22 protein-coding genes and 1 tRNA gene are annotated in these 26,073 nt (G+C 63.6%); 14 read left to right on the top strand and 9 right to left on the bottom strand.

Going from position 1 to position 26,073, the window contains the following annotated elements:
• The first annotated feature begins 151 nt into the window (after window positions 1-151).
• Window positions 152-766, top strand: coding sequence for a response regulator transcription factor (locus QY049_RS02190; RefSeq protein WP_194475824.1), 615 nt, complete (start codon window positions 152-154; stop codon window positions 764-766).
• A 39-nt stretch (window positions 767-805) separates the two neighbouring features.
• On the opposite strand, the gene QY049_RS02195 is transcribed toward QY049_RS02190, so the two are convergent.
• From QY049_RS02195 to QY049_RS02205, 3 genes are read right to left on the bottom strand one after another with little or no spacing between them, the layout of a single operon-like run.
• On the bottom strand, window positions 806-1,378 hold the full coding sequence (locus QY049_RS02195; protein WP_301268742.1) for an invasion associated locus B family protein: 573 nt from the start codon (window positions 1,376-1,378) through the stop codon (window positions 806-808).
• A gap of 23 nt (window positions 1,379-1,401) precedes the next feature.
• A complete protein-coding gene (locus tag QY049_RS02200; RefSeq protein ID WP_301268743.1) occupies window positions 1,402-2,289 on the bottom strand; it encodes a S9 family peptidase in 888 nt (295 codons plus the stop codon).
• Between the two features lie 11 nt (window positions 2,290-2,300).
• Window positions 2,301-3,989, bottom strand: a complete 1,689-nt coding sequence (locus tag QY049_RS02205) for an aspartate:alanine exchanger family transporter (RefSeq protein WP_194475827.1) — start codon at window positions 3,987-3,989, stop codon at window positions 2,301-2,303.
• A 135-nt stretch (window positions 3,990-4,124) separates the two neighbouring features.
• Between QY049_RS02205 and QY049_RS02210 the strand changes: the two genes are divergently transcribed.
• From QY049_RS02210 to QY049_RS02225, 4 genes are all read left to right on the top strand, one after another.
• On the top strand, window positions 4,125-4,805 hold the full coding sequence (locus tag QY049_RS02210) for a YoaK family protein (protein ID WP_301268744.1): 681 nt from the start codon (window positions 4,125-4,127) through the stop codon (window positions 4,803-4,805).
• Window positions 4,806-4,982: 177 nt separating this feature from the next.
• Window positions 4,983-7,736, top strand: a complete 2,754-nt coding sequence (locus QY049_RS02215) for a decarboxylase (protein WP_301268745.1) — start codon at window positions 4,983-4,985, stop codon at window positions 7,734-7,736.
• Between the two features lie 18 nt (window positions 7,737-7,754).
• Window positions 7,755-9,455: an aspartate:alanine exchanger family transporter gene (locus tag QY049_RS02220; protein WP_301268746.1), complete on the top strand. Its 1,701-nt coding sequence runs from the start codon at window positions 7,755-7,757 to the stop codon at window positions 9,453-9,455.
• Window positions 9,456-9,473: 18 nt separating this feature from the next.
• Window positions 9,474-9,908 carry a hypothetical protein gene (locus QY049_RS02225; RefSeq protein WP_194475831.1) on the top strand — a complete coding sequence of 145 codons (435 nt, stop codon included), beginning with the start codon at window positions 9,474-9,476 and terminating at the stop codon, window positions 9,906-9,908.
• Window positions 9,909-9,981: 73 nt separating this feature from the next.
• Here QY049_RS02225 and ppk2 read toward each other — a convergent pair whose 3' ends face one another.
• Both ppk2 and QY049_RS02235 read right to left on the bottom strand, forming a co-directional pair.
• Window positions 9,982-10,782: a polyphosphate kinase 2 gene (ppk2, locus tag QY049_RS02230; RefSeq protein ID WP_194475832.1), complete on the bottom strand. Its 801-nt coding sequence runs from the start codon at window positions 10,780-10,782 to the stop codon at window positions 9,982-9,984.
• Window positions 10,783-10,822: 40 nt separating this feature from the next.
• Window positions 10,823-11,275, bottom strand: a complete 453-nt coding sequence (locus QY049_RS02235) for a hypothetical protein (RefSeq protein WP_194475833.1) — start codon at window positions 11,273-11,275, stop codon at window positions 10,823-10,825.
• Between the two features lie 161 nt (window positions 11,276-11,436).
• On the opposite strand from QY049_RS02235, the gene QY049_RS02240 reads away from it, so the two are divergent.
• The 8 genes from QY049_RS02240 to QY049_RS02275 all read left to right on the top strand — a co-directional run bounded on the left by QY049_RS02240 (window position 11,437) and on the right by QY049_RS02275 (window position 19,551).
• Window positions 11,437-11,847, top strand: a complete 411-nt coding sequence (locus tag QY049_RS02240) for a hypothetical protein (RefSeq protein ID WP_194482733.1) — start codon at window positions 11,437-11,439, stop codon at window positions 11,845-11,847.
• Window positions 11,840-13,072 carry an HlyD family secretion protein gene (locus QY049_RS02245; RefSeq protein ID WP_194475834.1) on the top strand — a complete coding sequence of 411 codons (1,233 nt, stop codon included), beginning with the start codon at window positions 11,840-11,842 and terminating at the stop codon, window positions 13,070-13,072. Before QY049_RS02240 ends, QY049_RS02245 begins: the two co-directional genes overlap by 8 nt.
• A gap of 19 nt (window positions 13,073-13,091) precedes the next feature.
• A complete protein-coding gene (locus tag QY049_RS02250) occupies window positions 13,092-13,511 on the top strand; it encodes a hypothetical protein (protein ID WP_301268747.1) in 420 nt (139 codons plus the stop codon).
• Between the two features lie 88 nt (window positions 13,512-13,599).
• A complete protein-coding gene (locus tag QY049_RS02255; protein WP_301268748.1) occupies window positions 13,600-15,513 on the top strand; it encodes a HAMP domain-containing sensor histidine kinase in 1,914 nt (637 codons plus the stop codon).
• 161 nt (window positions 15,514-15,674) lie between these two features.
• The gene (locus QY049_RS02260) at window positions 15,675-17,345 is read left to right on the top strand and encodes a DUF3300 domain-containing protein (protein ID WP_301268749.1); all 1,671 of its coding nucleotides are present in this window, start codon (window positions 15,675-15,677) and stop codon (window positions 17,343-17,345) included.
• Complete coding sequence (locus QY049_RS02265; RefSeq protein ID WP_301268750.1) at window positions 17,342-18,259, top strand: DUF2950 domain-containing protein; 918 nt, start codon at window positions 17,342-17,344, stop codon at window positions 18,257-18,259. The genes QY049_RS02260 and QY049_RS02265 overlap by 4 nt, the downstream gene beginning before the upstream one ends.
• Before the next feature lie 13 nt (window positions 18,260-18,272).
• A complete protein-coding gene (locus QY049_RS02270) occupies window positions 18,273-18,701 on the top strand; it encodes a hypothetical protein (protein WP_367401169.1) in 429 nt (142 codons plus the stop codon).
• Between the two features lie 172 nt (window positions 18,702-18,873).
• Window positions 18,874-19,551, top strand: a complete 678-nt coding sequence (locus QY049_RS02275) for a hypothetical protein (RefSeq protein WP_301268752.1) — start codon at window positions 18,874-18,876, stop codon at window positions 19,549-19,551.
• Between the two features lie 99 nt (window positions 19,552-19,650).
• Here QY049_RS02275 and QY049_RS02280 read toward each other — a convergent pair.
• From QY049_RS02280 to QY049_RS02290, 3 genes are all read right to left on the bottom strand, one after another.
• A tRNA-Lys gene (locus QY049_RS02280) sits at window positions 19,651-19,726 on the bottom strand.
• Between the two features lie 321 nt (window positions 19,727-20,047).
• Window positions 20,048-22,720 carry a glycosyltransferase gene (locus tag QY049_RS02285; protein ID WP_301268753.1) on the bottom strand — a complete coding sequence of 891 codons (2,673 nt, stop codon included), beginning with the start codon at window positions 22,718-22,720 and terminating at the stop codon, window positions 20,048-20,050.
• A 213-nt stretch (window positions 22,721-22,933) separates the two neighbouring features.
• On the bottom strand, window positions 22,934-23,533 hold the full coding sequence (locus QY049_RS02290; RefSeq protein WP_258761557.1) for a beta-1-3, beta-1-6-glucan biosynthesis protein: 600 nt from the start codon (window positions 23,531-23,533) through the stop codon (window positions 22,934-22,936).
• A gap of 335 nt (window positions 23,534-23,868) precedes the next feature.
• Between QY049_RS02290 and QY049_RS02295 the strand changes: the two genes are divergently transcribed.
• Window positions 23,869-25,428: a beta-(1-6) glucans synthase gene (locus QY049_RS02295; protein ID WP_301268754.1), complete on the top strand. Its 1,560-nt coding sequence runs from the start codon at window positions 23,869-23,871 to the stop codon at window positions 25,426-25,428.
• Here the strand turns inward: QY049_RS02295 and QY049_RS02300 are convergent.
• Window positions 25,388-25,768 carry a hypothetical protein gene (locus tag QY049_RS02300; RefSeq protein ID WP_194475842.1) on the bottom strand — a complete coding sequence of 127 codons (381 nt, stop codon included), beginning with the start codon at window positions 25,766-25,768 and terminating at the stop codon, window positions 25,388-25,390. The two genes, QY049_RS02295 and QY049_RS02300, sit on opposite strands and share 41 nt — an antisense overlap.
• Window positions 25,769-26,073 lie beyond the last annotated feature (305 nt).

Raw genomic sequence — 26,073 nt, forward strand, 5'->3', positions numbered from 1 at the left:
GCACTATTGTTCGCGGAATGAGAAGGCGCCTGCTGCCGCGAGAATGCATCCCGTTTTCGAGGATATGCCACGATTGTCGAACTGTTTGACGAGACGTTTAGTACTTAGAGAATTTCAATCCCGTCTTGATGGATCTGACGAGAGGTCTGGGGTGCCCGGTCTGGTACATGTTGTCGACGACGACGCGTCATTCCGGACAGCGATCGAGCGCCGGCTGAAGCTTGCGGGCTATGATGTCGCGACCTATGCGACGGCTGAGGATCTGCTTGATGCAGATCCCGACGACATGCAGCCCGGATGCATTCTTCTGGACGTTCGGATTCCAGGGATGAGCGGACCGGACTTGCAGGGCCGACTGATCGCCCGGGGCTCGACGCTGCCGATCATCTTTCTAACCGGGCATGCCGATACGCCGACCACCGTGCGGGCCATCAAAGCGGGGGCGGAAGATTTTTTGACCAAACCAGTGTCCTCGGAGCAGTTGCTCGAGGCGATCGCGCGCGCACTGGAGCGGCAGAACACCGCACGTGCGCAACGCGGCAAGCTCGAGACCTTCCGCACACGCCTCGCAACCTTGACCCAGCGCGAACGGCAGGTGTTCGATCTCATCGTGCGCGGCCGGATCAACAAGCAGGTCGCGCATGAGCTTGGAACGACCGAGCGCACCGTGAAGGCGCACCGCCACCAGGTGATGGAAAAGATGCAGGTCCATTCGCTCGCGGAGCTCGTTTCGGTCGCGGAGCGCCTCGGAATGCTCGAGATGTAGCGCCCGGCGGTTCCGCGACCTATTGCCAGCTACGGTCGCTCATTCGTCGACGTACTGCTCCAGAACCTTGGCTGGAGCGCCTTTATGAGCGGCCGCAAATTGGGCGAGTGGCACTGATGTCGTGAGCGCCAGGAGGTTGGAGTCGACGGTTTCCAGCGTCAAGGTCTTTCCAGTCTCCAGCTTCTTGATGGTCTCTGGCGGTGCGACGTCTGCGGCGATGCAGGTATTCGTCAGGCACCAGGTGTATGGCACGCGGATGGGGCTGCCGTGGTCGATGGTTAGCTTGACCGGGTGTTGCAGATACGAGCCTACGGGTACGAAGAGCTGCAGTCGCGCCGTCGAGGTGCCTTCGCGCTCGATCAGGTCGATGCGTATGGCCATCTGACCGGTCGGGAATTTGCCCGTGATCGAAGTCCGGCACAGGGTCGGTGCCCCACCTGCCTTGAAGCACAGCTTCTGCCAGTCGCCGTAGGTGATGTCCTTGGCCTCGCGTTGACCGCGCGTCGCGACCTCGGCCGGCTTATCGGCTTGGGCCGCGCGCCCGGGGAGCGCCGACGTCGCGGCGATGATGGCGACGGGAAGAGCCACGAGATTGCGATGGGTGCTGGGCATCCTTGCGTCTCCCTGCCCGGGTTCTATTTCTGCGCATCGAGAAATTTCGCCACTATTGGCGACCAGATCGGGATCGCGTCCGGTGAGCCAATGAAGAAGTGACCCTCGTTGCCGAACGGTGGTATCAAGTGGTACTCGGCCTTGCCGCCGGCGGCCGTGAAGGCGTCACGCATCCGCTTCGACAGATCAGGGCCAAAGAACGTGTCGTTCTCGATGTAGATCCACAGCATCGGCACCCGCGAGGTGCGGCCGAAATCCGCGGTTGCTTCGACCAGCTTGTCAGGTGCGCAATTGTTGTTGGGCTTGCCACCGACGCGACCGCCGCGGCCTGCGGCGAAAGCGATGATCGCCTTTACCGGCGGCGGGTTCAGGCTCGACAGGGCGATCGACGCCCAGCCGCCGGCGGACTGGCCGATCACGATCACGTCCTTCGGAATGATGCGCTTTTCGGCGGCCAGGTAGTCGATGATCCAGAGATCGGCCTGAGCGACTGCCAGTCCTGCAGCATGGAAGTTGGGGTTGATGCATTTGCCGATCTTGGAGAAGAACGGGCCGTAGAGCGCCCGTTCGGGAATGTCGATGGCGGCGGCGCCATAGCCGCTGCCGACCGGCGCCACCACCAGATAGCCGCGTTTTGCGAACCATTGGGCTGCGTCGCGGAATTCAACCAGCGGAAAGAAGCTCCGTTCGGTCGGATTGAGTGAAACACCGTGATTCATGATCACCAGCGGGAAGGGGCCGTCACCCACCGGACGGACCAGATAGGCGAACATCGGCAGCGGCAGCGGCAGCGCCCAGATCTCCTCCTGGATGCGGACCTCGTCCGCGGCATGCGCGGGCAGGGCGAATGCCGCAACCAGCGCCACGGTCGCTGTGAGGAGCCGGAGGATTGCAACTGCAAGCGCATGCATCGTAGCGTCCCTCAGCCCGTGTAGGTCAGAGCGACGATGATCGGCCCGAGCACGGTCAGGATGACATTGCCGACCGCATAGGGAACGGCGACGCCCAGCACCGGGGTCTGGCTTTCGGCCACGTCGCATGCGCCGGTCACGGCGGCATCGACCGTCATGGCGCCGGCCAGCGCGCCGCAGGTCACGACCGGATTCATGTGCAGCACGTAGCGCGCAAACAGCGTCGCGACGATGAGCGGTACGACCGTGATGACGAGGCCCATGCCGACCAGCAGCAGCCCATGAGCCTGGATGGCGGACCAAGCCGCCGCACCATTGCCAAGCCCGATGGCGGCGATGAAGCCGCCGAGGCCGAGATCGCTCAGGGTCTGTTGTGCCTGCGGCGGCAATGCGCCCATGGTCGGCCGCCGTGCGCGGAGCCAGCCACAGGCGAGGCCGGCGATCAGGGCGCCGCCGCCGCCACCGAGGGTCAACGCGATGCCGCCGACCTTGAAGCTGAGGAGACCCATCAGAAGCCCGGCAGCGATACCAGCGGCAAGAAAGGCTATGTCGGCGCGGTCGCCGGCGCGGAGGATCTGGCCGACGCTCTTCGCTGCCCGCTCGATGTTGCGCGTGCTGCCGACCAGGGTCATGACGTCTCCGATGTAAACCCTCGTTTCCGCGCTCAGGGGGACCTCGCGGCCCGTCCGCGTCAGGGCGCGCAGGAACACGCCGCGTGCGTCGCCGCCGACCTGGTCCGCGACCTCCCTGATCGAGCGGCCGTGAAGATGACGGCTGTCGACGAGCACCTCGAGCACGTTCCCTGGCATCGCCTTCAGGATTTCGTCCGCATCGATCTCGGTGCCGATGATCGGCTTGGCGGCGACGATCACCGCAGTGCGGCCGGTAATGACGATGTCGTCTCCGGATTCCAGGACCGTGTCCAGATGCGGCTCGATGTCCGTGCCGCCACGGACGATGCGATCGATCACCGTCCGGCTACCGATCTCCTCCTCGATGGATTTGACAGTGCGGCCGGCGCCTGCAGTCACGCGATAGGCGCGGGCCTGGAACTTGCGATAGGAGAGATTCTCGCTTCGGGGCGGATCGCCGCCAGCGAGCTCGGCTTCGAGCTTCTTCGCCTCAGCCTTCAGATCGATCCGCATCAGCTTCGGCGCGACGAAGGGGACGTACAGAAGCGTCAGGATATAGCCGAGGACGTATGTCACGGCGTATCCGGCCGCGATGTTGGCCTCCTGCTGCTTCAGCACGTCGGCCGGCAGGCCGAGCTGGGCCAGCGCGCCGGATGCGGTACCGATCACCGAGGACTGCGTCAGCGCGCCGGCGGCGATGCCGGAAGCCGTGCCGGGATCGAGCTTGAAGCTGTGGGCGAAGATCAAGACGATGACGAGCCCGGTGCCGCCGAGCACGAGCGCCATGGCCACTTGCGCCAGCGTACGAATGCTCAGGGAGGCAAAGAATTCCGGACCCGAGCGGTAGCCGATCGTGAACACGAACAGGCTGAACAGGATCACCCGCAACAGCGATGGAAACGTGAACGTTCCGAGTTGCCCGATCAGGACCGCGACGATCAGGATGCAGGCGGTGGTACCGATCGAGAAGCCTCGAATTTTCTGCCGGCCGAGGATGGTGCCGAGCGCAATCGCCAGCAGCAGAAAAATTTCCGGAGCGGTGGTGATGATCCACCTGACAGTATCCATGATTGCAGTCCCCCGGCGCTCTGCACTGATTTGAGTGCCGGCAGGAAAACATTTGCTTGATCCAGATCAAGCATCGCGGGCGTCAAGGCGCCGCCAATGAGGTATGCACTATTTGCCACAGCCGGCATTGTCGACATGAGTACCATGGACGTCGCCGCCGGCGCGATCCGCCGAGACGAAACGGTTGAGATCGTCCTGCTTCTGGCCTTTGCCGGCGGCTACATCGACGCCTATACCTGGATCATCCACGGCGTCATGGCGAATGCACAGACCGCCAATGTGATCTTTCTCTGGGTCTATGCGATGGCCGGCGATTGGATCAAGGCCGTTCACTTCGTGCCGCCGATCCTGGCCTTCACGGTCGGCATTGTGATTGCTGCCTGGTTGCGCCGTGTCGCCGGGGAGCGCGCCAGTGCGCTCAGTGTCCTGGTCGAGATCGTCTTTCTGATCGTGATCGGCATCCTGCACAACCGCGTGCCGGACCTTGCTGGAACGCTCGGTATTTCCATGGTCGCGGCCATGCAGTCGGCCATATTCATCAGGGTCGAGGGCGCGGCGTGCAGCACGGTGATGATCACCGGCAACATGCGCCAGACCGTCGAGAACATCTTCGCCGTGGTCTACGGAGGTGCGCCGCTGGGGGCGCTGCGCAAGTCCGCCATTTTCTTCGCGCTGTGCGCGGTGTTCGGCTGCGGCGCGGCTGCCGGTGCTTTCGCGACCAAGGCCATTCCCAACGTCGCGCTCGGCATTCCCGTGGTTGCGCTGCTGATTGTCCTGCTGCGCTGCGAAGTGACGCCACGTGAGGCGGTCACATGAAGCAAACTGGACGCGCTTCCTCCCACCGGCCGGCGACATGACAAGCCTGCTGCAGCGCGAATAGCACCGCACGGCATTTCGAGAATGCATGCGACCGTTGACTTGGATCAATGGAGCGATCGGCGCCAAAAGCACGATCCCTCATCACCTTTCGCCCCAAAGGATCGGGAGAGACATATGTCCAAGGACACCAAAGCCGCGCAGAAGCGCATCGACCAGTTCTTTTCCGGTCCCGGCGCGCGGGCAGACGATTGGCGCGATCTGGTCGAGGCGGCGAAGACGTGGGCCCGCGGCGGCAATCGTGCGGCCTATGATGCGGCCCTGGCCAACCTATCGGCCACCGAAGAATTCCATGGCTATCCCGGCCTGCAGTTGATGGGCGCCTTGCGCGAAGCAGCCTCGAGCGGCGATGCGGCGGCATCGCTGTCGCTTGCGTCGCGGATCACACAGGCCCTGGTGACGCGATCCTTTCGTCAACACGCCGGCGATTGGAATGCCAAGGACGACGGCAACGGCGATGTGCCCGAACTTGTGTCGCCCACCTTCGGTGCGCACAAGGCACGCCGGCCCTATTTCGAAACCTTGATTGTGACTGGCGTGTCGTCCAGCCAGTGGCCGGCGCTCGCGGCCGAATGGCGCAAGCTGCGCCGCCCCGAGGACGGCTTCATCTATGAGCCCGTCATCGTCGGCAGTCTCGAAGACGCCTTCTGCGCGACCATGCTCAATCCCAACCTCGGGGCCGTCATCATCAACGAAGGCTTCGGGCTCCGCTCGCGGCACGAGGCGCCGATCCTCCGGTCGATGACGGCCTCGGCCGGCCTCAAGGACGAATCCGACGCCTCCGCGCTGCGCCTCGCCCAGATCATCAAGCGCGCCAGGCCCGAGCTCGATCTCTACATGATCTCGAACCGCGACGTCGAAGAGCTCGCCGGCAATCCCGAGGCGGATGTCGTCCGCCGCATCTTCTACTCGGTGGAGGAGCTGCTGGAGCTGCATCTTTCGATCCTCGAGGGAATCCAGGATCGCTACGACACGCCTTTCTTCGACAACCTCAAGAAATACGCGCAGCGTCCGATCGGAACGTTCCACGCGTTGCCGATCGCCCGCGGCAAATCGATCTTCAAGTCCGACTGGATCCGCGACATGGGCGAGTTCTACGGCCCGAACCTGTTCCTGGCCGAGAGCAGCGCCACCACGGGCGGCCTCGACAGCATGCTGGAGCCGACCGGCAACATCAAGAAGGCGCAGGAGAAGGCGGCGAGGGCGCTTGGCGCCGACCGCGTCTTCTTCGTCACCAACGGCACCTCGACCTCGAACAAGATGGCGGTGCAGGCGCTGCTCGCGCCGGGGGACATCGCGATCGTCGACCGCAACTGCCACAAGTCGCACCATTACGGCATGGTGCTCGCCGGCGCCCAGCCGCTCTATGTCGAAGCCTTCCCGATGACGGAATATTCGATGTACGGCGCGGTGCCGCTGAAGACAATCAAGCAGGCGCTGCTGAACGCCAGGGCTGACGGCCGGCTCGATCGCGTGAAGATGGTCGACCTGACGAACTGCACTTTCGACGGCCATATCTACAACACCCGGCGGGTGATGGAGGAATGTCTCGCCATCAAGCCCGACCTGATCTTCCTGTGGGACGAGGCCTGGTTCGGCTTCGCGCGTTTCTCGCCGTTCCTGCGCCGCCGTACCGGATTGGGTGCCGCCAACGAGATCGAGGCGTGGATGCGTGATCCGAAGTCGGTCGAAGCGTATGAGAAGCAACAGGCACAGCTCGGCAAGAATCCGACGGACGAGGTGCTGCTCAAGACGAGGCTGGTTCCCGATCCGCGGCGAATTCGTCTCCGTGTCTACCAGACGAACTCAACCCACAAATCGATGTCGGCGATCCGGCAGGGCTCGATGCTGTCGGTCAAGGACGTCGAATTCCACACCGTCGAACAGCAATTCAAGGAGGCCGTGTTCACCCACGCCTCCACCAGCCCGAACCAGCAACTCATCGCCAGCCTCGACATCTCGCGGCGGCAGATGGAGCTGGAAGGCTATGGCCTCGTCGCCAATGCGATCGAGATTGCGTTCGCGATCCGCCAGGCGGTCAACAACAATCCGCTGCTCTCGAAATACTTCCGTGTGCTCCCGGCCGACGCGATGGTTCCGGCGCAATATCGCCAGAGCGGCTTTACCGACTATCTCGCCGATGGCGTGAACTGGGCGAATGCGATCAAGAGCCTGGACGAGGACGAGTTCTGTCTCGATCCGACCCGCATGACGCTGGTGTGCGGCACGGCCGGCTTCGACGGCACCCAGTTCAAGGGCATCCTGGCCAACGAGTACAACATCCAGGTCAACAAGACCTCGCGCAACTCGGTCCTGGTTCAGTCCAACATCAACAACACCCGGAGCGACGTCGCGCATCTCATCCGCGTCCTCGCCGAGATCGCGGGCGAGGTCGATCGTGGGCTGACGCAGGGCGGCGAAAATGCGCGGAAGACCTTCGAGGCGCGCGTCAAGAGCCTGATGAAGGACGTGCCTGATCTGCCGAACTTCTCGCAATTCCACCCGAGCTTCCGCGGCGATGCCGGCGCCAAGACCAACGAGGGCGATATCCGCACCGGGTTCTACGCCGCCTACGACATCGCGGGCTGCGAGCACATCCGTCTCAACGATCCCGAGATCGACCGGCGGCTGAAGGCCGGACCCGAGCTCGTCTCGGCGAACTTCGTGATCCCGTACCCACCGGGCTTCCCGATCATGGTGCCCGGTCAGGTGATCACCCAGGAAACCATCGACTTCATGCGCAAGCTCGATGTGAAGGAGATCCACGGCTACGACGCCAAGGAAGGACTGAAGCTCGTGCGCACTGAAGCCCTGGCGAAACTCGGCCGGCCGAAGCCCGGCGCCACGCCGAAGCTCAAGGCCGCGTCATAAGCCGAAAGGGGGACCAACATGCAGGCGTTCTTCACGTTCTTGCAGCAGTATCCGTATCTGCTGCTGTTCTTCGTCGTTGGCCTCGCCGTCTATATCGGCCGGGCCAGCATCAAGGGTTACGGCCTCGGCATGGTCGCCGGCGCCATCATCGTGGGTGCGGGCCTGTCCGTCTGGGCGTCGACCTACGGCGTGAAGCTCGAACTGAATAATTTTGCCAAGAGCCTGTTCTATTACCTCTTCATGTACGGCGTCGGTTTGCGCGTCGGTCCGTCCTTCATCAACAGCCTGAAGGGTGACGGACTGAAGTTCTGCATTCTGGCGGTGGTGTCGAGTGTCCTTGGTCTTGCGCTGGTGGTCATTGGCACGAAGATGTTCAATCTGCCGGTCGGTGCGGCCGGTGGCATGCTGGCAGGATCGCAGACCATGTCGGCTGCGATCGGCTCCGCCGAACAAGCCGTCACGTCAGGTGTCGTCAAGCTGCCCGCGGGAATGAAGCCTGAAGAGGCTTCCGGCATGATCGCGCTCTCCTACGGCATCACCTACATCTGGGGTACCGTCGGCATCATCCTGATCTGCAAATATCTACCGCGCTGGTGGGGCGTCGACGCCCGCGCTGCCGCGAGGCAGTATGAGCAGGAGTTCGGCGTCAAGGATCTCGAAGGAGGCGGCTTGACCGGCTACCGCCAGTTCGGCCTCCGGGCCTATAGGCTGGAAAACCCGGCGACGGCGGGTATCAGCATCGCCAAGTTCCGCGCCATGAATCCGGAATACCGGATCGTCAATGTCGGGCGTAACGGTGAACCGCAAGGCGCTGATGCCGATCTCGTGCTGCAAAAGGGCGACATCGTCGCACTGGGCGGCTCGACGGAAAGTCTCACCGACAAGATGGGCCTGATCGGCCCTGAGGTCGCGGATGCCAAGACGCTCGGCATTCCCATGGACCAGGCTGACATCCTGGTCACCAACAAGGAGATGGTGGGACGCACTTTCGAATCCTTCCGCGACACCGCAATCGCGGGTCAATTGCAAGTCACCAAGGTCGAGCGCGGCGGGGTCCAGATTCCGGCTGGTCTCAAGACCAAGCTGGAGCGGATGGACATCGTCTCGGTGGTCGGCCTGAAGTCCGCGGTCAATGAACTCGGCGACATGTGGGGCCGCATCGCGCGGACCAACACGTCGACGGATCTGCTGACACTCTCGGTCGGAATGATCATCGGCTTCCTGATCGGCATGGTCGAATTCCCGGCCTTTGGTGCCAAGGTCGGCCTCGGCAATGCCGGCGGTCTGCTGCTGTCCGGCGTGATCGTGTCCTCGATCGTCTCGCGGCTGCGGTTCTTCGGCAATACGCCGAATGCAGCGCGCAACGTGCTCGAGGATCTGGGTCTGGTGGTCTTCGTTGCGATCGTTGGCGTCAATGCCGGTGCGGGCCTTTTGGCTCAGCTCACCGGTGCGGTCGCCCTCAAGATATTCATCGTCGGCTTCATCGCCTGCACGATCCCGCCGTTCATCGTCTGGGCGATCGGCTTCCACGTCTTCAAGATCAACCCGGCCGTACTGATGGGTGGCGTTGCCGGTGCGCGGTCGCATTCCGGCCCGTGCCGCGAGGCCGCAGTTGAGATCCAGAGCTCCGTGCCCTGGATCGGATTCCCGGTCGGCTATGCCGTCTCGGGCATCCTGCTCACGATCTTCGGCTACTTCGCAATGCTGCTGGCGCAGTGAACAAAGGGGAAGAATGCTATGAGAAAATTGACTATCGGAGCCGCCGTGGTTGCTTCGCTTGCGGTCGCCGCCGGTTTCAGCACGCCCTCGCGCGCCGATACCGGCCAGGTCGCCGTCGTCTTCACCAAGGGGGGCTTCATCGTCGGCGTTGGTGGCGGGGAGGGCGTGCTGCTCTACCGGGGCCATAAATATCCGTTCACCGTCTCCGGCATGAGTGTCGGCTTCACCATCGGTGCTTCGACCACCAAGCTGGTCGGCCGTGCGCTCAATCTGAAGGGGCCGCAATCGATCGAAGGCTCCTATGCAGCCGGTGGAGCGGGGGGTGCGATCGCCGCTGGCGGTGGCGCCGTGCAGCTCCAGAACGGCAATGGCGTGATCCTTCAGCTCAGCGGACCGAAGGTCGGCGCCGAAGTATCGGCGGCAGTCGGCGGCGTTACCATCAAGCTGAAGTAAGCTCACGAACGAGGCGTGTAAATATAACGGGCTGCGTCGCCGCAGCCCGTTCGCATTTCAGGATTGTGCAGTTTCAGTACCGCTCTTCGACAAACTTCAGCCCGCGCAGGCTGGCCTGGTCGTTGTAGCGTCCCTTGTGGGAGCGCTGCGGGAGCTTGACCTTCTCGCGCTTGACCTTCTTGTAGGGGATCGTTTGCAGGATGTGCGAGATGACGTTGAGGCGCGCCCGCCGCTTGTCGTCGGAGCGGATCAGCCGCCATGGCGCGTGCTTGGTGTCGGTCGCCTCGAACATCACGTCGCGCGCGCGCGAATAATCGTACCAGCGCCCGAACGACTCGGTGTCCATCGGGCTCAGCTTCCATTGCCGCAGGGGATCCTCGATGCGCGCCTTGAAGCGAACCTCCTGCTCCTCCATTCCGACCTCGAGCCATAGCTTGATCAGGATGATGCCAGCGTCCACGGCGAATTTCTCGACTTGCGGACATAATTCCAGGAAGCGCTTGTGCTCGGCCGGCGAGCAGAAACCCATGACATATTCGACGCCGGCGCGGTTGTACCAGCTCCGGTCGAAGATCACGATCTCACCGCCTGCCGGGTATTGCTCGATATAGCGCTGCAGGAACAGCTGCGATTTCTGCCGGTCGGAGGGCGCGGGCAGGGCGCAGACGCGGAACACGCGCGGGCTGACCTTCTCGGTCAAGGCCTTGATGGTCCCGCCCTTGCCGGCAGCGTCGCGGCCCTCGAAGAGGATGATCACCTTGAGTTTCTGCGCCTTGACCCACTCCTGGAGGTGACACAGCTCGACCTGGAGTTTTTCGAGCTCTTTCTCGTAGACTTTGCGCTTCATTTTCTCCGTGGGCTTGTCCTTGGCCATGCCTGTCCCTTCGCTGTTGCGTTCGTCGCTCGTCCCGAAATCACTTGTCCCAGGAAAGGGTCACGCCGATATCGCCGGGGATGCCGCCGGGGAAGTCGATGACCTGGTAGGCAATGCGATAACCGCGCGGCTGGAGATAATCGGCCCAGAGCTGGAAGATTTCCTTGGGGATGCCGGTTAGCGTCTTTTCCCAACCCTTTTCCATCTGATTGATGGCGCGTCCCTTGTCGGTGCAGAGCGAGTTGGGGAAACGATAGACGAGCACCTCGGTCAGTCCGTTGCGCACGGCCCGCTGGATGACGGTTGCGGCGAGCTTGATCTTTTCCTCCTCGCTCTTGCCGGAGGGCTTGCTCAGGCGCTCGATCAGGGCGTGCTTCTCGGCTTCGGCGGCCGCGGCGAGACGGACATATTCCTCCGCCTTCTCGGCCTCCTTGAGGGCGGCTTCCTTTCGGATCTGTTTGGCATCTGGAATGAGATCATCGAGGCCGGACATGGCAATGACTCCCTGTGACTATTCATTCGGCATTCACAAACGCTATGTCCGGCGACGGGCATTCCCTTGATTCAAATCAAGCAAACCGGCCGGTCTCGCGAACAAGGTGTCGCAAGTGCAAGTCTGGCCGGGAGAGTCATTTGAACGATCAGCTCAATCCGATGGCGCCGCACCACCTGCCGTTCTATCTCGCGCCGGGAAGCGGCACCGATACGCTGATGGTGGTGATGGGGATATTCCTGATCGGCACCCTCCTGTGGGTCGGCACGCTCTATTGGAAGCTGCATAGCCTGCCGGAGCGAATGGCGCACAAGTCGCAGAAGCTCCAGTTCGAGTTCGTCGCCGTGCTCGGCCTGATCTCGCTGTTCACGCACATGCACATCTTCTGGATTGCAGGCCTGCTGATCGCGCTGATCGATATCCCCGATTTCGGTACGCCGCTGCGCAGCATCGCCGATTCCGTCGAGAAGATCGCCGACGCGACGCCGGGAGAGGAGGGCGAGCCGACGGAAACCCCGTCGCCGGCCGGCAAGGCCTCCGCCCCGCAGGAGAAGGAGCCCAGCCATGTTTGAGCTCATGTTCTGCTCGCTCCTGACGATCCTGCCTGATTACCTCTATCGCCGCTATGCGCAGGGCAAACGCTTCGGCAAGGAGATCACTTTCTTCTCGGTCTGGTATGAGCTGCGCTGGGGCATCACCGGGTGCCTGATGCTGACGATTTCGCTGATCACCATGATCTTCTACTTCCACCCGGCCACGGAGTCGGCCACGCTCTATTTCCGCACCGTGCCGATCCTGCCGGAGGGATCGGGCCGGGTTGCCGAAGTGAAGGTCGGTTTCAGCCAGCCAGTGAAGAAGGGCGACGTGCTGTTCACGCTTGACAGCTCCAAGCAGCAGGCTGCGTTCGAAACCGCCAAGCGGAAAGTTGCCGAGGTCGATGCCGCGATGGAGACGGCGCAGGCCGACGTATCCAAGGCGGAGGCGCAAATTGGGGAGGCGAAAGCCAATCTTCAGCAGGCCAAGGACGAGCTCGACGTCAAGAGCGAGCTACAGCGCCGCAATCCCGGCATCGTTCCGCAACGCGACATCGAAAAGCTGCAGGTGCTGGTCGATCAGCGTCAAGCCGGCGTCGATGCCGCGACCGCCGCGAAGCAGTCCGCGAGCCTGCAGGTCTCCACTCTGCTGCCGGCGCAGAAGGCCAGCGCCGCAGCGGCACTCGATCAGGCCCAGGTCGACCTCGACAAGACCATTATCCATGCCGGTGTCGATGGCCGGGTCGAGCAATTCCTGATCCGTCCCGGCGACGTCGTCAATCAGTTGATGCGTCCTGCGGGGGTTCTCATTCCGGAGGAAGCGGGCCGAAAGATATTGCAAGCCGGCTACGGGCAGATCGAGGCGGGTGTGTTGAAGGCAGGGATGGTGGCGGAAGCTGCCTGCATCTCCAAACCCTGGGTCATCATCCCGATGGTGATCACGACGGTGCAGGATTACATCGCTGCGGGACAATTCCAGACCGGACAGCAATTGCTCGAGGTTCAGAACGGTCCCAAGCCCGGCACGATCCTCGTGTTCCTCGAACCGCTCTACAAGAACGGGCTCGACGGCGTTACGCCGGGAAGCAGCTGCATCGTCAACGCCTATACAAGCAATCATGAGGAAATCGCCGCGGAGCATACCAGCACGAGCCGGGCGATCGGCCTGCACGTGATTGACGGCGTCGGCCTCGTGCACGCGTTGCTGCTGCGTATTCAAGCGTTGCTGATGCCCATCAAGACGCTGGTTTTCAGCGGTCATTGAAAGCGCGAGGGAATGGAAGATGAATCCACGCAAATCGATCGTGCTAGGTGGCCTCCTGTTCGCCTCGTTGCTTGTCACCAGCAGTAAGGTCCAGGCTCTCGATCTCAACGGTCCATGGGCGACCGACGCCAACAACTGCCCAAAAGTCTTCGAGCGCAAAGGCGGCCAGATCGGCTTCACCGACATGTCCGAGGTTTTCGGCGGCGGCTTCATCGTCGACGGCGACCAGATCATCGGCAAATTCGCGCGCTGCCGGATCAAGGCGCGCAAGGACAGCGGACCAAACATCAATCTGATCGCGGCCTGCGCGACCGACATCATGCTCTCCAGCGTCCAACTCAGCCTGAAGGAGCTCGAAGCCGATAGTCTCGTCCGCCTGTTCCCGGGCATGGAGGACATGGAGATCCGTTATCACCGCTGCCCGGCAAATCCGGGATAATGTTGCGCGGTCTGCAGGCTGTTGGAGCCCTGCAATTGCCGCTAGGATTGCCTGGGGGAGCGGCCGTTTGAAGCTGCCCAGGAGATCAATGAGCCGGCGCGTGACCATTGGATCGGTAAAGCCGTGGGCGGTCGCGGCCGCGTTGCGTCGTTGTGACCTGCTGTTTGCCCTGCTGCTCCTCGCTTGCGTCTTGTCCGCGTCCGCCAGGGCCGACGAGCCGGACGTAATCCCGCGCCGGGAGGCCAAGCGCGTGCTGGTGCTGCATTCCTTCGGGCGTGAATTCCGCCCATGGAGCGAATATGCGCGCAGCATCAAGGCCGAGCTCGAGCGGCAGTCGCCCTGGCCACTCGACATTCAGGAGCACACTCTGCTGACGGCCCGGTTCAACAATCCCGGCCCGGAAGCCCCCTTCATCGAATACCTGGCCTCGCTCTACCAGGGCTCGTTGCCCGACATCGTCATCAGCATCGGTGCACCGGCGGCGCGGTTCGTGCAGAGATACCGGGGCAAGTTGTTTCCGGGCACGCCGATGGTGCTGACGGTGGTCGAGGAGCGGTTGGTCAATCGTTCCGATCTCACCGGGGACGACGTCGTCGTGTCGGTTCGCAACGATTTCATGGCGGCCTTCAAGAACATTCTCCAGGTGATGCCGGATACCAGGACGGTTGCCGTGGTGATCGGCGCTTCTCCGTTGGAGAAGTACTGGATCGATGAAGTGGCACGCGAACTCAAGCCGCTCGCAGACCGGCTCACCATCGTCTGGTATTCGGACCTGTCGTTCGAGGAGATCCTGAAGCGGGCCGCGAAGCTTCCGCCGCACACCGTGTTGTTCTGGGGTCTGATGTCGGTCGATGCCGCCGGAATCGTCCATGAGGGCGACATCGCGCTGCGCAGCCTGCATGCAGTCGCAAACGCGCCGATTTTTTCCTACCAGGAGCCATTCTTCGGCGGCAGCACCGTCGGAGGCCCGATGCATTCCACGGCAGAGACGACCCAGAAGACGGTCGATGCCGCCATCCGCATCCTCGGTGGTGAAAGGCCGTCCAGCATCAAGTACCAGCCGATCGGGTTTGCGCCACCCAAATACGACTGGCGGGAGCTTCAGCGCTGGGGGATCAGCGAGAGCAATCTGCCCGCGGGAAGCGAGATTCTGTTTCGCGAGCCGACCATGTGGGAAAGCTATCGCTGGCAGATGCTGCTGATCACCGCCATCATCCTGGTACAGGCAGGCCTGATCAGCGGGTTGCTGCACGAGCGGCGCCGCCGCCAGATCGCCGAAGTCGAGTCACGCCAACGCCTGGCCGAACTCGCGCACGCCAACCGCTATTCGGCCGTCGGCGAGCTGACGACGTCGATCGCCCACGAGCTGAACCAGCCGCTCGGCTCCATCCTGACCAATACCGAGACGGCCGAGCTCATGCTCAAAGGCGCCTCGCCCGATCTCGACGAAATCGGGCAAATCCTCGCCGACATCAAGCGTGACGACCAGCGCGCGAGCGAGGTGATCCGCCGCCTGCGCAGCGTGCTGAGGAAGAGCCCGTTCGAGGTCCAAAATCTCGAGCTCAACGGCACGGTGTGGGAGGCGATCGGGCTCGCGGCCGCGGTCGCCGATGGCCGCCGCATTACGCTGAGCTATGTGCCTGCCGTCTCCGATCTGCCCGTCAAGGGCGATCCGGTCCAGCTCCAACAGGTCATTCTCAACCTCATCATCAACGCGATGGACGCAATTTCCGATGCGGACATGAAGAAGCGGGAGGTGAGCGTCACGACGTATCGCGCCGGCAACCAGGCCGAGATCAGGATCGCCGACACCGGCCCCGGCATTGCCGCAGGCGATCTCGCAAACGTCTTCAATCCCTTCTTCACGACCAAGCCGGAGGGCATGGGAATGGGGCTCGCGATCGCCAAGACGATTGTCGAGGCCCATCACGGCACGATGGCGGCCGAGAACTTGCCGGCCGGCGGGGCGCTGTTCACGGTCAGGCTGCCGATCATGCGGTAACGGGCGGTAGTTCTACAGTTTCGATCTCACGCGGCAGTTTCGCGATGGCACCGGTTATGTCGACCGCGTCAGGTGCGGCGGCGTGATTTCGTTGATCTCGATCAACGAACGTCTGTCCTCCGGCCCGATGGTCGCGAACGGAAAGCTTTGTGGAGGTCGTGATGTTTCGCTGCGGCAAGATCCTCATGGCGCTTGCGCTGGCATTGGCGGTCCCCACCGCTGCCATCGCTCAGGCCACCACGCCGGCCGCTCCAACGACGCAGGCCCAGCCCGCAGCGCCACCGGCGCCGACCGCCGAGCTCCTGAAGCCGGAGCAGCTCGAGGCTCTGGTCGCGCCGATCGCGCTCTATCCCGACGAGCTCCTTGCCAATGTGCTGGCCGCCTCGACCTATCCGCTCGAAGTGGTACAGGCCGATCGCTGGCTGAAAGACAACAAGAGCCTGAAGGGCGACGCGCTGAAGACACAGGTCGACAAGCAGAGCTGGGACGATAGCGTCAAGGCGCTCGCCAGCACGGCGGATGTTCTGGCCATGATGAGCGACAAGCTCGACTGGACCCAGAAGCTCGGTGATGCCTTTCTCGCCCAGCAGCCCGACGTGATGGATGCGATCCAGCGATTGCGCAACAAGGCCTATGACAACAAGAAGCTGGTCACGACCAAGCAGCAGAAGGTCAGCGTCCAGTCCCAGGAAGGCAAGCAGGTCGTCGTGATCCAGCAGGCCGATCCCGCGGAGATGTACGTGCCGTACTACGATCCGGCGACGGTCTACGGCACCTGGCCCTATGCGGAATATCCTCCGTATTATTGGGGCTATCCGTCCTATATCGGCGCCGGCATGGTCGCGGCCGGCATCGCCTTCGGCACCGCCTGGGCGATCGGGCGCTGGGGCAATTACTGGGGCGGCGGCTGCAACTGGGGCAACCGCAACGTCTACGTCAATCATCGCACCACCAACATCAGTGGCGGCTGGCAGCACAATCCGGCGCATCGCGGCGGGGTGCGCTACAACAACACCAACGTTCAGAACCGCTTCGGCAACACCAACATCAGGGCCGGCGCGTCCGACCGGATGGACTTCCGCGGCCGTGACGGCAACCAGGTGCTGCGCCCGAGCCAGGGCGGCCCGGGAGATCGAGCAGGCGATCGCGCGGGGGATCGTGGCGGCCCCGGTGATCGCGGCGGCGCTGGCAATCGTGCGGATCGTCCGGGTGCCGGCGATCGCCCGAGCGCAGGGACGCGGGATCGGCCCGGTGGCGGTGATCGTGCCGGCGCCGGCGACCGTGCCAAGGGCGGAGGTGACCGTGCCAAGGCTGCAAACCGTGCTGGCGGCAGTGCTGCCGCCAACCGCGGTGGCGGCAATCGCGGCGGCGCCATGAACGTCTCTTCCGGCCGGTCGGCCGCCGCAGCATCGGCGCGTGGAAGATCAAGCATGGCGAGCATGCCGCGCGGTGGCGGCGGCGGGCCCAGCATGGCCGGGCGCGGCGGGGGTGGTGGAATGGCTGCGCGTGGTGGAGGCGGCGGCTTCGGAGGCGGCGGAGGTCGTGGAGGCGGCGGCGGTGGACGGCGGTCCGATATCGCGCTGAAGCACGACATCGTCCTGCTCGGCCATCTCTCGAGTGGCCTCGGCTATTATCGCTTCAGCTATATCGGCAGCGACAAGGCCTATGTCGGTGTGATGGCGCAGGAGGTCGAGCAGGTGATGCCCGACGCGGTGACCCGCGGCAGCGATGGTTATCTGCGCGTCTACTACGACAAGCTCGGGCTGACGTTCCGCACCTACCGCGACTGGCTCGCCGGTGGCGCGAAGATCCCTGCGGAGGTGCTGCGATGAACGGCCTGAAATCGCTCCATCGCGCGTTCCTGCCCGGCATCGTGGCGCTCAGCCTGTGCGGCTCACCGTCACTCGCACAGGAATCCTACAAATCACCGGAGGATGCCGCCGCTGCGCTCGCCGCAGCGGTCAAGAGCGGGCCGAAGGACATCCTGAAAGTGCTCGGCAGGGCCGCCGAGGACATCGTCTCCTCGGGCGACGAGGTCGCCGACAAGGATATCCGCGCGCGCTTCACGTCGTTGTACGAGGCCAAGCACGGCATCAAGGCGGAGGGCAACAAGACCGCAACCCTGATGCTGGGACCGGATGATTTCCCGTTCCCGATTCCGCTGGTCAACGGCAAGGCCGGGTGGGAGTTCAACACTGACGAGGGACGGATCGAGGTGCTTCGCCGCCGCATCGGCCGCAACGAGCTCGACGCGATCCAGACCGCGCTCGCTTATGTCGACGCGCAGAACGAATATGCCGACAAGGACCGCGGTGAGGGCGTCGGCGTCTATGCCCAGCGCATCGTCTCCTCGCCCGGCAAGAAGGATGGCCTGTTCTGGCGCGACGACAGCGATCCGAGCCCGCTCGGGGCGCTTGCGGCCGATGCGTCCAGGGAGGGCTACAAGTCCGGCGACGTCGGGCCCGCGCCCTACCATGGCTATTATTTCCACATCCTCAAAGGGCAGGGCCGCGATGCGCCCGGCGGCGCGCTGAACTATGTCGTGAAGGGCAGGATGATCGGCGGCTTCGCGCTGATCGCCTGGCCCGCCGAATACGGCAATTCCGGCATCATGACCTTCCTGGTCAATCATGCCGGCACCGTCTACCAGAAGGACCTCGGCAAGCGCACCGAGTTCATCGCCGAGCGCACTACGCTGTTCGACCCCGATGAGACCTGGAAGAAGGTCGATGCCGCAAAGCCCTGAACGGCGTGTGCGCATGCTCCGTCTGATGGCGATGCTCCTGCTCGCGCTCGGGCTCGCAGTCCCTGCGACACCATCATTCGCGCAGGCGGCCGGCCATGTCCGGGTCAAGATCGTCAAGGCCGGCCTGCTGGTCGGCGGCGGTATCGGCAACGGAACGCTGGTCTATCGCGGCAAGACCTATCCGTTCAGGGTCACGGGCCTGAGCTTCGGCATCACGGCCGGCGCCACGATCGGTCGTCTCGACGGCTGGGCTTCCGATATCCGCGAGGTCGGTGATTTTGCCGGCACCTACAGCTCCGTCGGCGGCGGCCTTGCCCTGGTCGGCGGCGTCAACGGCGTCCACCTCCGTAACGAGAAGGGCGTCACGATCGTGCTCCAGGGCCCGAAGGCGGGACTGGAGCTGGCCGCCAATCTCGGCACCATCGTGATCTCCCTGAGGTGACGCAACTCCGTAGTCGGCCGGGGTTCCAGGGCAGGCCGGACGGCTACGTCGCTAACGTGGAATTAATCCGAAATGCCCACAATTTTATGCAGTTGTGTAAGTGAGTGCTGCGTAAAGGAGGCGTCGCGAGGACGTTCCGGCGACGGCCTCCTTTTGCTCGCTCATGAGGTCAATGCAGATGACCACGTCTTCAGACACGCTGTGCTTTGCCGAGCACCTCGACGCAGCAGCACTTGCGGCCGCGGCGTCCGAACCCCAACCCGAGCTTGAAGCCCCGGAAGCGCCGGCACCCGGCAAACACTCGAGCCGGAAATCGGTCCTTGCCCTGGCAGTGTGTGCCCTGGCCATCAACGGCGCAGCGGCGATCTATACATCGCCGTTTGATCTTTCGGTGCCGGACATCGGCAACCTGGCCGCGCTGCTTCCGAGCCGGGAAGCCGTCGCGCCAAAGCCGGATCCCGTTGTCGCTGCCTTGATGCAGATCCAATCGGCCCAGCAGCAGCAGGCGGCCGCTCTGCAGGAGATCAATTCCTCCCTGCAGCAAAACACGGCTTTGCGGCAGCAGGATTCGACGGTCCTCGTGTCGCTCCGGCAGAGCATCACCGACGAGCGGGGCGACGTGAAGAAGATCTCGCCGCAGCTTTCGACGTTGATCGCGAAGATCGACACGCTGCAAAACACGATGATGTCGGACGTCACGGCTTCCATTCGGAGAGCGCATGCTCGCTATGGACTGCCGGCGGCCTTGCGCAAGCGGATGCTCGAGCGGCAGTCGAAATCCGTCGGGCCGGTTTCGGTTGGCGGCGCTCCGTTGAGCGCGCCGGCGACGGTTGCCGCGCCGGAGAGCTGAAGGCGCGCCGGGGTCGATTGCTCGGGGCTGCATTTGCGTGAACCGCGCAGGCGGGTTCACGCTGAAACCCGACTTGACCATCGATCGTTGGGAAAGATTTGGTGAGCGCGCTGGGGCTCGAACCCAGGACCCCGTGATTAAAAGTCACGTGCTCTACCGGCTGAGCTACGCGCTCCCATGGCCGCTGATGGCTCTAGAGATCGATCGCCATCGTCTTCGGACATTCGAGAAGCATGTCTTGCCGCTGCGCGTAGGGTTTGCGTCGCGGGGAAAACCGGCTGTTTCCGGATCATGCTTTCGGCCCGCGCTGTGTAGGGGGATGGGGCGCTGAGGTCAATAGCAGGAGTGGTTGCCAAAACACGCGGCAGTAGCGAGGATTTGCTTGCCGCTTCCATCGCTTAGGCCGAGGTTTTCAACCTGATTGGCGGTGCGTCATCCACGTCCAAAGACCCCATGACTTTTAGTCCCGGGGTTCGAGGCGTCCAAATCTGCCCCGTCAGTTCGCTTCCCGCCGCACCTCGCTCGGCACCGGCTGCTGCCCGGTACCAGCTGGCGTCGGCAGCGCGACGGGGCGCAGGCCGATCAGTTCGGCGGTACGGATAGCGCTGTCGCGCCAGAACTGGAACGAGTTGATGCGGCTGAGCTCGAGGATTGCAATCGCGACCGCCGCCAGGAACGGTAGGCTTTGCAGCACCAGCACGCCCGCGAAGATGTAGATCTCGGTGATCTGGCGGAAAGAGTTGGAGGCGATCAGCACGCCGGCGCCGACCAGGAGCAGGGTGCCGATCACGGCCTCCCAGAACGCCTGGAACTCGATCGACATTCTGGACAGGCCGCCCTTGGACGTCCGCGCGAACGCGATGTGCTCGGTGATCAGGCCCTGCGCGACCGCGCGTGACACCGTCCACTGCACGCTCATCGCGGCGATCATCGCGCCCAGCATCTGGCCCGGCTTGATCGCGACGCGCGCGCGGTACATCGACAGGAAGTGCACGAGCGAGACGACGAAGGCGCCGATGATCGGCAGCGTCAGGATCTTGTCGGGAATTGCGATGTCGGCGAAGGCGACGATCGGCACCCAGACGAGGTTGAGCAGCGCCACGACGACGCCGAGGCTTTCGGCCCCGAGCCAGTTCAGCCAGCCGAGACCATATTCGCGCTTCTGGTCGGGCGTCAGCCGGCTCCGTCCGGGCAGGAAGTGCCGCCAGTGCTTCTTGACGATCTGGAGGCCGCCATAGGCCCAGCGATGACGCTGCTTCTTGAAGGCCTCGTAGGTGTCGGGGAGCAGGCCCTTGCCGTAGCGGTGGTTGGTGTAGTGGGTGGTCCAGCCGAGCTCCTGGATCGCAAGGCCGAGGTCCGAATCTTCACAGATCGTGTCGGATGACCAGCCGCCGGCCATGTCCATCGCGGCGCGGCGGATCAGGCACATCGTGCCGTGCACGATGACGGCGTTGAGCTCGTTGCGCTGGACCATGCCGATGTCGAAGAAGCCGGCATATTCGCCGTTCATGATGTAATGCATGATCGACAGGTCGCCGTCGCGATGCTCCTGCGGCGCCTGCACGAGACCCACACGCGGGTCGGCGAAAGCAGGCACGAGGTCCTTGAGCCAGTCGGGCTCGACGACATAGTCGGCATCGAGGATGCCGATGATCTCGGCATCGGCAGCGGTGCGGTCCATCGCGATGCGCAGCGCGCCGGCCTTGAAGCCCTGCACCTTCTCGGCGTTGATGAACTTGAAGCGCTCCCCGAGCGCGCGGCAATGGTCCTGGATCGGCTGCCAGAATGCGGGATCCGGCGTGTTGTTGATGATGACCACGCATTCGTAGTTCGGATAGTCGAGCCGCGACAGCGCATCGAGCGTCTGTTTCAGCATATCGACCGGCTCGAAATACGCCGGGATATGGATCGAGACCTTCGGATAGTAGTTTTCCGGCACGTTCTCGATCGGCTTGTCCTTGGCGAGCAGCCGCTGCGGCGGCCGGCCGAACGCTACCGCTGCAATCTCGTCGATGCGTGCCATCGCGATGAGGACGAGCGGAACAAGCAGAATCATGCCGAGCGTCAGCGCGAAGGCGGAGCCGAAGATGAAATAGTGCCCGTTCCAGAATGCGAACACGGTCGCGGCCCAGGCGCCGACGCCGTTGGCGGCGGCCGACAGCACGAACGCCTGTTTCGCGGTCGGCTGCTCCAGCCGCAGGATCGGCAGCGACAGGAGGATGCCGACCAAAAGCGCGATCGTCATCAGCTTCCAATAGTCGGGGTTTTCGACCGGGCCGGTCCAGGCGAATTTCGGCTCGCGGTTGGCGTTGAGGATGCCCCAGTACGGGCCGACGCCGCCCTCAAAATACTTCCAGGGCTGATCGATCGCCTCGACGATGTTGTATTCCATGCCGATCGCTTCGGCGCGGCTGACGAAGTTGCGCAGCGTCAGGGCCTGCTGGAACGGACCGGGGTCTGCGTTGCGCAAGTTATAGCCGGCGCTCGGCCAACCGAACTCGGCGATCACGATGCGCTTGCCGGGGAACTGATTGCGCAAGAGGTTGTAGCGATCCACGGCCTGGTCGACCGCCTGGTCCGAGCGGAAATTTTCCCAATAGGGCAGGACGTGCGCGGCGATGAAATCGACGTTGGAGCCGAGGTCGGGGTTGTCGCGCCAGATGTTCCAGATTTCGCCTGTCGTGACGGGGACGCGGACCGCGCTCTTCACCCGCTTGATCATCTCGATGAGATCTTCGACCTTCTGCTCGCCGCGGTAGATCACCTCGTTGCCAACGACGACGCCGTTGACGTTGCTGTTCTTGCGGGCGAGCTCGATCGCAGCCTTGATCTCGCGCTCGTTGCGATCCGGGTCCTTGTCGATCCAGGCACCGACGGTGACCTTGAGGCCGAACTCCGCGGCGATAGGCGGAACCAGTTCCACGCCGCCCGTTGACGAATAGAGGCGGATCGCGCGCGTCATCGTCGACAGCTTCTTCAGGTCGGCGCGGATTTTCTCGATCGTCGGGATGTTGTCGATGTCGGGGTGGGCCGAACCTTCGAACGGTGCGTAGGAGACGCTGGGTAACAGGCCCTTGAAATCAGGCGCCGGTTCCTTGTCGCGCAGGACTCCCCAAAGGCCGGCGTGGAGCACGGACACGAACAACAGAACGGCGGCGACAACGCGCATCGCGGCTAAACCAAAAGGGGCTGAGGGGTCAGGGAAGCGGATCCGACCCCGAGATTCGACCAAGTCCGCGGCAAATGGAGCATACCTCTGCGGCGCGGTTTCACAACTGTCATGGGCTCATGTCCTTATCAGGGCATGAGCTTTTTGGAAGCGCGGCAGTGCCAACCGCAGATATGACCGATCGTTCCTGAACGGAGGCTGAAACGATCGCGGCTATTTCTGGGGGGCAGGTGACGGGCTCGCCGCAGGCGCCGGGCTGGCGGCTGGCTGAGGGGCCGGCGAATTGCCGGTGCTTGGCGCGGCTGGCGGCTGGGAGGCGGTGGTCGCCGCCTGTTGCGGCTGGGCGGCCGGATTGATCCAGCAGGCGTGCACCCGGCTGTCCAGGGTTTCCGCGACCTTCGGATCGATCTGGGCGCCGAAGCGGGTCAGGCAGCGGAACGCGGCCTGGATGTGACCGCCGGGGCAGCCGAAGCGATCATAGAGGTCGAGATGGCGGAACGCGGTATCGAGATCATCCCGCCACATCAGCCGCACCACGCGGCGGCCGAGCCAGACGCATTCCGGGTTACCGGCGGGCCCGTTGATGGCCTGGGCGGCCTCGGCGAATTCGTCGGTGCGGCGCTGGCTCTGGGCGGTCGCCTCCTTGGCGGCATCGGCGGGCTGTGCAGCGGCCTTGCCCTGGTCAGGGGCCGGCGTGCCGCTCTGGGCGGAGGCGCCGCCGAGGCTGGTCAGAAGGACAAGGGAGGAGACGGCCAACGAGGCGGCGAACTGCCGCAGGACCGCATTTCGTAACTCGAACACCCGTCGCCGCATGAATTCCCCAAAAGTGTCTCAGCCGTCCGCCCGCGCGGGAGGACCTCGCGGACGCCGCCGTGATGGCGTCCAAATGGGTCTCCAATGCGGCGGAAAAGTCCCGCGAAATCCATTGACCTGTATTTGGATTTTTGTCCAGCAAAGTCACGATCCTACGGCCCATTCGAACGGCCGCAGCCCAATTCGTCGGGGAGAGGGTGCGGCCAAGGCGCGTCACCCCCCTTGGCAGACGGCGTGCGAGCAGGTAATCGACGGACCCTTCGCGGAGGACGGAACCGATTTCACTTCGTACGCCACTGGCGCTCCTGCTCGTTTCTCTGGGTGCGATTGCTGCCGTGTGGTGGTGGCTTGCCACGCCGATCACGCTTGCGCGCGCCCCGATCGATCCCAATGACAAGGTCCAATGCGTCTCCTACGCGCCGTTCCGCGGCGAGCAGACGCCGCTGAACCCATGGACCCATATCGAGGCCGACCAGATCGAGCAGGATCTGCGGCAGCTCAAGCAGATCACCGACTGCGTCCGCACCTACTCGATCGAGAACGGGCTCGACCAGGTGCCTTCGGTGGCGACCAAGGTCGGCGGGCTGAAGGTGATCCAGGGCATCTGGCTCGGCAGCAACCGCGCCAAGAATTTCGAGCAAGTGGCGACCGCCATCCGCCTCACCAAGGAATTTCCCGACACCATCTCCGCGCTCGTCGTCGGCAACGAGGTGCTCCTGCGCGGAGAGATGACGACGCAGGATCTCATCGCGATCATCCGTTCGGTGAAGGCCCAGGTCAGCGTGCCCGTGACCTATGCCGACGTATGGGAATATTGGCTGAAGAACCGCGAGGTCTATGACGCCGTCGATTTCGTCACGATTCATATCCTGCCGTACTGGGAGGATGTGCCGGTGAAGGCGAAATTCGCATCTTCCCATGTCGAGGCGATCCGCGAGCGCATGGCGGTGGCGTTCCCCGACAAGGAGATCCTGATCGGCGAGACCGGCTGGCCGAGCGAGGGCCGCATGCGCGAGGGCGCGCTGCCGTCCCGCACCAACCAGGCGCGCGTCGTCTCGGAAATCCTGGCCCTCGCAAAGTCCCAGAAGTTTCGCGTCAACCTGATCGAGGCCTATGACCAGCCGTGGAAGCGGCGGCTCGAGGGTACCGTCGGCGGCTATTGGGGCCTGCTCGATTCGGTGCGGCGCCATCTGAAATATCCGCCGGGCGAGCCGATCAGCAACTTCCCGTTCTGGAAATGGTACATGGGCGCGGGCATGGGTCTCAGCGTGCTGGTGTTCGCGGTGGCCGGCCTCACGCTGCGCCGCCGGCCCTGGACGCCGCGCTTCTCGGCCTGGCTTGGCGTCGGCATCTCCGCGACATCGGCGGGCATCCTGCTCGGGATCGCCGCCGACAAGATGTATTACGAGAGCTATGGTTGGGGCGGCTGGCTGCAATGGGGCGTGCTGCTGCTCGCCGGCATCTTCTCGCCGATCTTCTGCGCGCAGGCGCTCGTCATCGGCCGCAGCCTGCCGACCTTCCTCGACCTGCTCGGTCCGCGCGAGGGCCGGAAATGGTCAAAACTTTGCGCCTTGCTTTGCCTGACCCTGGCCGTGACGGCGGTGATCGCGGCCGAGACCGCGCTCGGCTTCGTGTTCGACCCGCGCTACCGCGACTTCCCCTACGCCTCGCTGACGATGGCGGTGGTGCCGTTTGCGCTGTTGATGCTGAACCGGCCGCAGATCGGCGTGCGCCCGATCGCGGAAGCGGTGTTCGCGGGCGTGCTGGCATTGTCGGCGGTCTACGTCATCCTGAACGAAGGACGCATCAATTGGCAGGCGATGTGGACCTGCGCAATCTATCTCTTGTTCGCGCTCACGCTGTGGCGGGCGCGGGCCGAGCAAAGCCAAGGATGAGCAGGCCGATCGCAAGGCCCGCCAGCACGATGTTGTAGAGCACGATGCCGAGGCCTGCTGCGACCACGCCGAGCGTGAGCAGCACGATCGAGGGCCGCATCAGGTTCAGCGTCGCAATGACGAGCGCGACGATGCCGAACACCGAATTCTTGAACAGCGACGTCGACACCGAGCGCGCCTTGCAGACCATGGTCTGCAAGCCGGCGTCGCAGGCGAGCGCCACCTGCGAAAACTCGATCGCGAGATAGCGCACATAGAGCGCCCAGCCGACGGTGACGAAACCGACGACGATGAGAAACTGCACCTGATAGGGCGTGAGGCGAAACGGCTTCTTTGTCATGCCGGCAATATGGTCGGGATGGCGGAACGGAGCAACAGGGCCGGGGAATTTTTACACCGGGCGCCCTGCGCGGCCGTTGCACCCTTTTTCGTCAATCAGAGCGCCTCGGAACCGTAGCCGTACGGATTTGCGAGAGTTGCTCGGCCGCCTAACATTTGGCTCGCAGCGCGGGCGGATCCCAACAGGAGCAGATCACGTCGAAGAGCGCGACTGCGAGGATGCGGGTGAGTTTGGCAATGGCTGATGCGTTGCAGATCAATTTTGCGCTGTGGGGTATGATCATCTGCGCTGCCATCAAGATCAGC

Source organism: Bradyrhizobium sp. WYCCWR 13022 (assembly GCF_030435535.1).
Classification (GTDB): Bacteria; Pseudomonadota; Alphaproteobacteria; order Rhizobiales; family Xanthobacteraceae; genus Bradyrhizobium.

Coding starts and splice junctions, on each gene's coding strand:
- QY049_RS02195 (WP_301268742.1), bottom strand. CDS start 1,378: ATGCCCAGCACCCATCGCAATCTCGTGGCTCTTCCCGTCGCCATCATC.
- QY049_RS02200 (WP_301268743.1), bottom strand. CDS start 2,289: ATGCATGCGCTTGCAGTTGCAATCCTCCGGCTCCTCACAGCGACCGTG.
- QY049_RS02205 (WP_194475827.1), bottom strand. CDS start 3,989: ATGGATACTGTCAGGTGGATCATCACCACCGCTCCGGAAATTTTTCTG.
- QY049_RS02210 (WP_301268744.1), top strand. CDS start 4,125: ATGAGTACCATGGACGTCGCCGCCGGCGCGATCCGCCGAGACGAAACG.
- QY049_RS02215 (WP_301268745.1), top strand. CDS start 4,983: ATGTCCAAGGACACCAAAGCCGCGCAGAAGCGCATCGACCAGTTCTTT.
- QY049_RS02220 (WP_301268746.1), top strand. CDS start 7,755: ATGCAGGCGTTCTTCACGTTCTTGCAGCAGTATCCGTATCTGCTGCTG.
- QY049_RS02225 (WP_194475831.1), top strand. CDS start 9,474: ATGAGAAAATTGACTATCGGAGCCGCCGTGGTTGCTTCGCTTGCGGTC.
- ppk2 (WP_194475832.1), bottom strand. CDS start 10,782: ATGGCCAAGGACAAGCCCACGGAGAAAATGAAGCGCAAAGTCTACGAG.
- QY049_RS02235 (WP_194475833.1), bottom strand. CDS start 11,275: ATGTCCGGCCTCGATGATCTCATTCCAGATGCCAAACAGATCCGAAAG.
- QY049_RS02240 (WP_194482733.1), top strand. CDS start 11,437: ATGGCGCCGCACCACCTGCCGTTCTATCTCGCGCCGGGAAGCGGCACC.
- QY049_RS02245 (WP_194475834.1), top strand. CDS start 11,840: ATGTTTGAGCTCATGTTCTGCTCGCTCCTGACGATCCTGCCTGATTAC.
- QY049_RS02250 (WP_301268747.1), top strand. CDS start 13,092: ATGAATCCACGCAAATCGATCGTGCTAGGTGGCCTCCTGTTCGCCTCG.
- QY049_RS02255 (WP_301268748.1), top strand. CDS start 13,600: ATGAGCCGGCGCGTGACCATTGGATCGGTAAAGCCGTGGGCGGTCGCG.
- QY049_RS02260 (WP_301268749.1), top strand. CDS start 15,675: ATGTTTCGCTGCGGCAAGATCCTCATGGCGCTTGCGCTGGCATTGGCG.
- QY049_RS02265 (WP_301268750.1), top strand. CDS start 17,342: ATGAACGGCCTGAAATCGCTCCATCGCGCGTTCCTGCCCGGCATCGTG.
- QY049_RS02270 (WP_367401169.1), top strand. CDS start 18,273: ATGCTCCGTCTGATGGCGATGCTCCTGCTCGCGCTCGGGCTCGCAGTC.
- QY049_RS02275 (WP_301268752.1), top strand. CDS start 18,874: ATGCAGATGACCACGTCTTCAGACACGCTGTGCTTTGCCGAGCACCTC.
- QY049_RS02285 (WP_301268753.1), bottom strand. CDS start 22,720: ATGCGCGTTGTCGCCGCCGTTCTGTTGTTCGTGTCCGTGCTCCACGCC.
- QY049_RS02290 (WP_258761557.1), bottom strand. CDS start 23,533: ATGCGGCGACGGGTGTTCGAGTTACGAAATGCGGTCCTGCGGCAGTTC.
- QY049_RS02300 (WP_194475842.1), bottom strand. CDS start 25,768: ATGACAAAGAAGCCGTTTCGCCTCACGCCCTATCAGGTGCAGTTTCTC.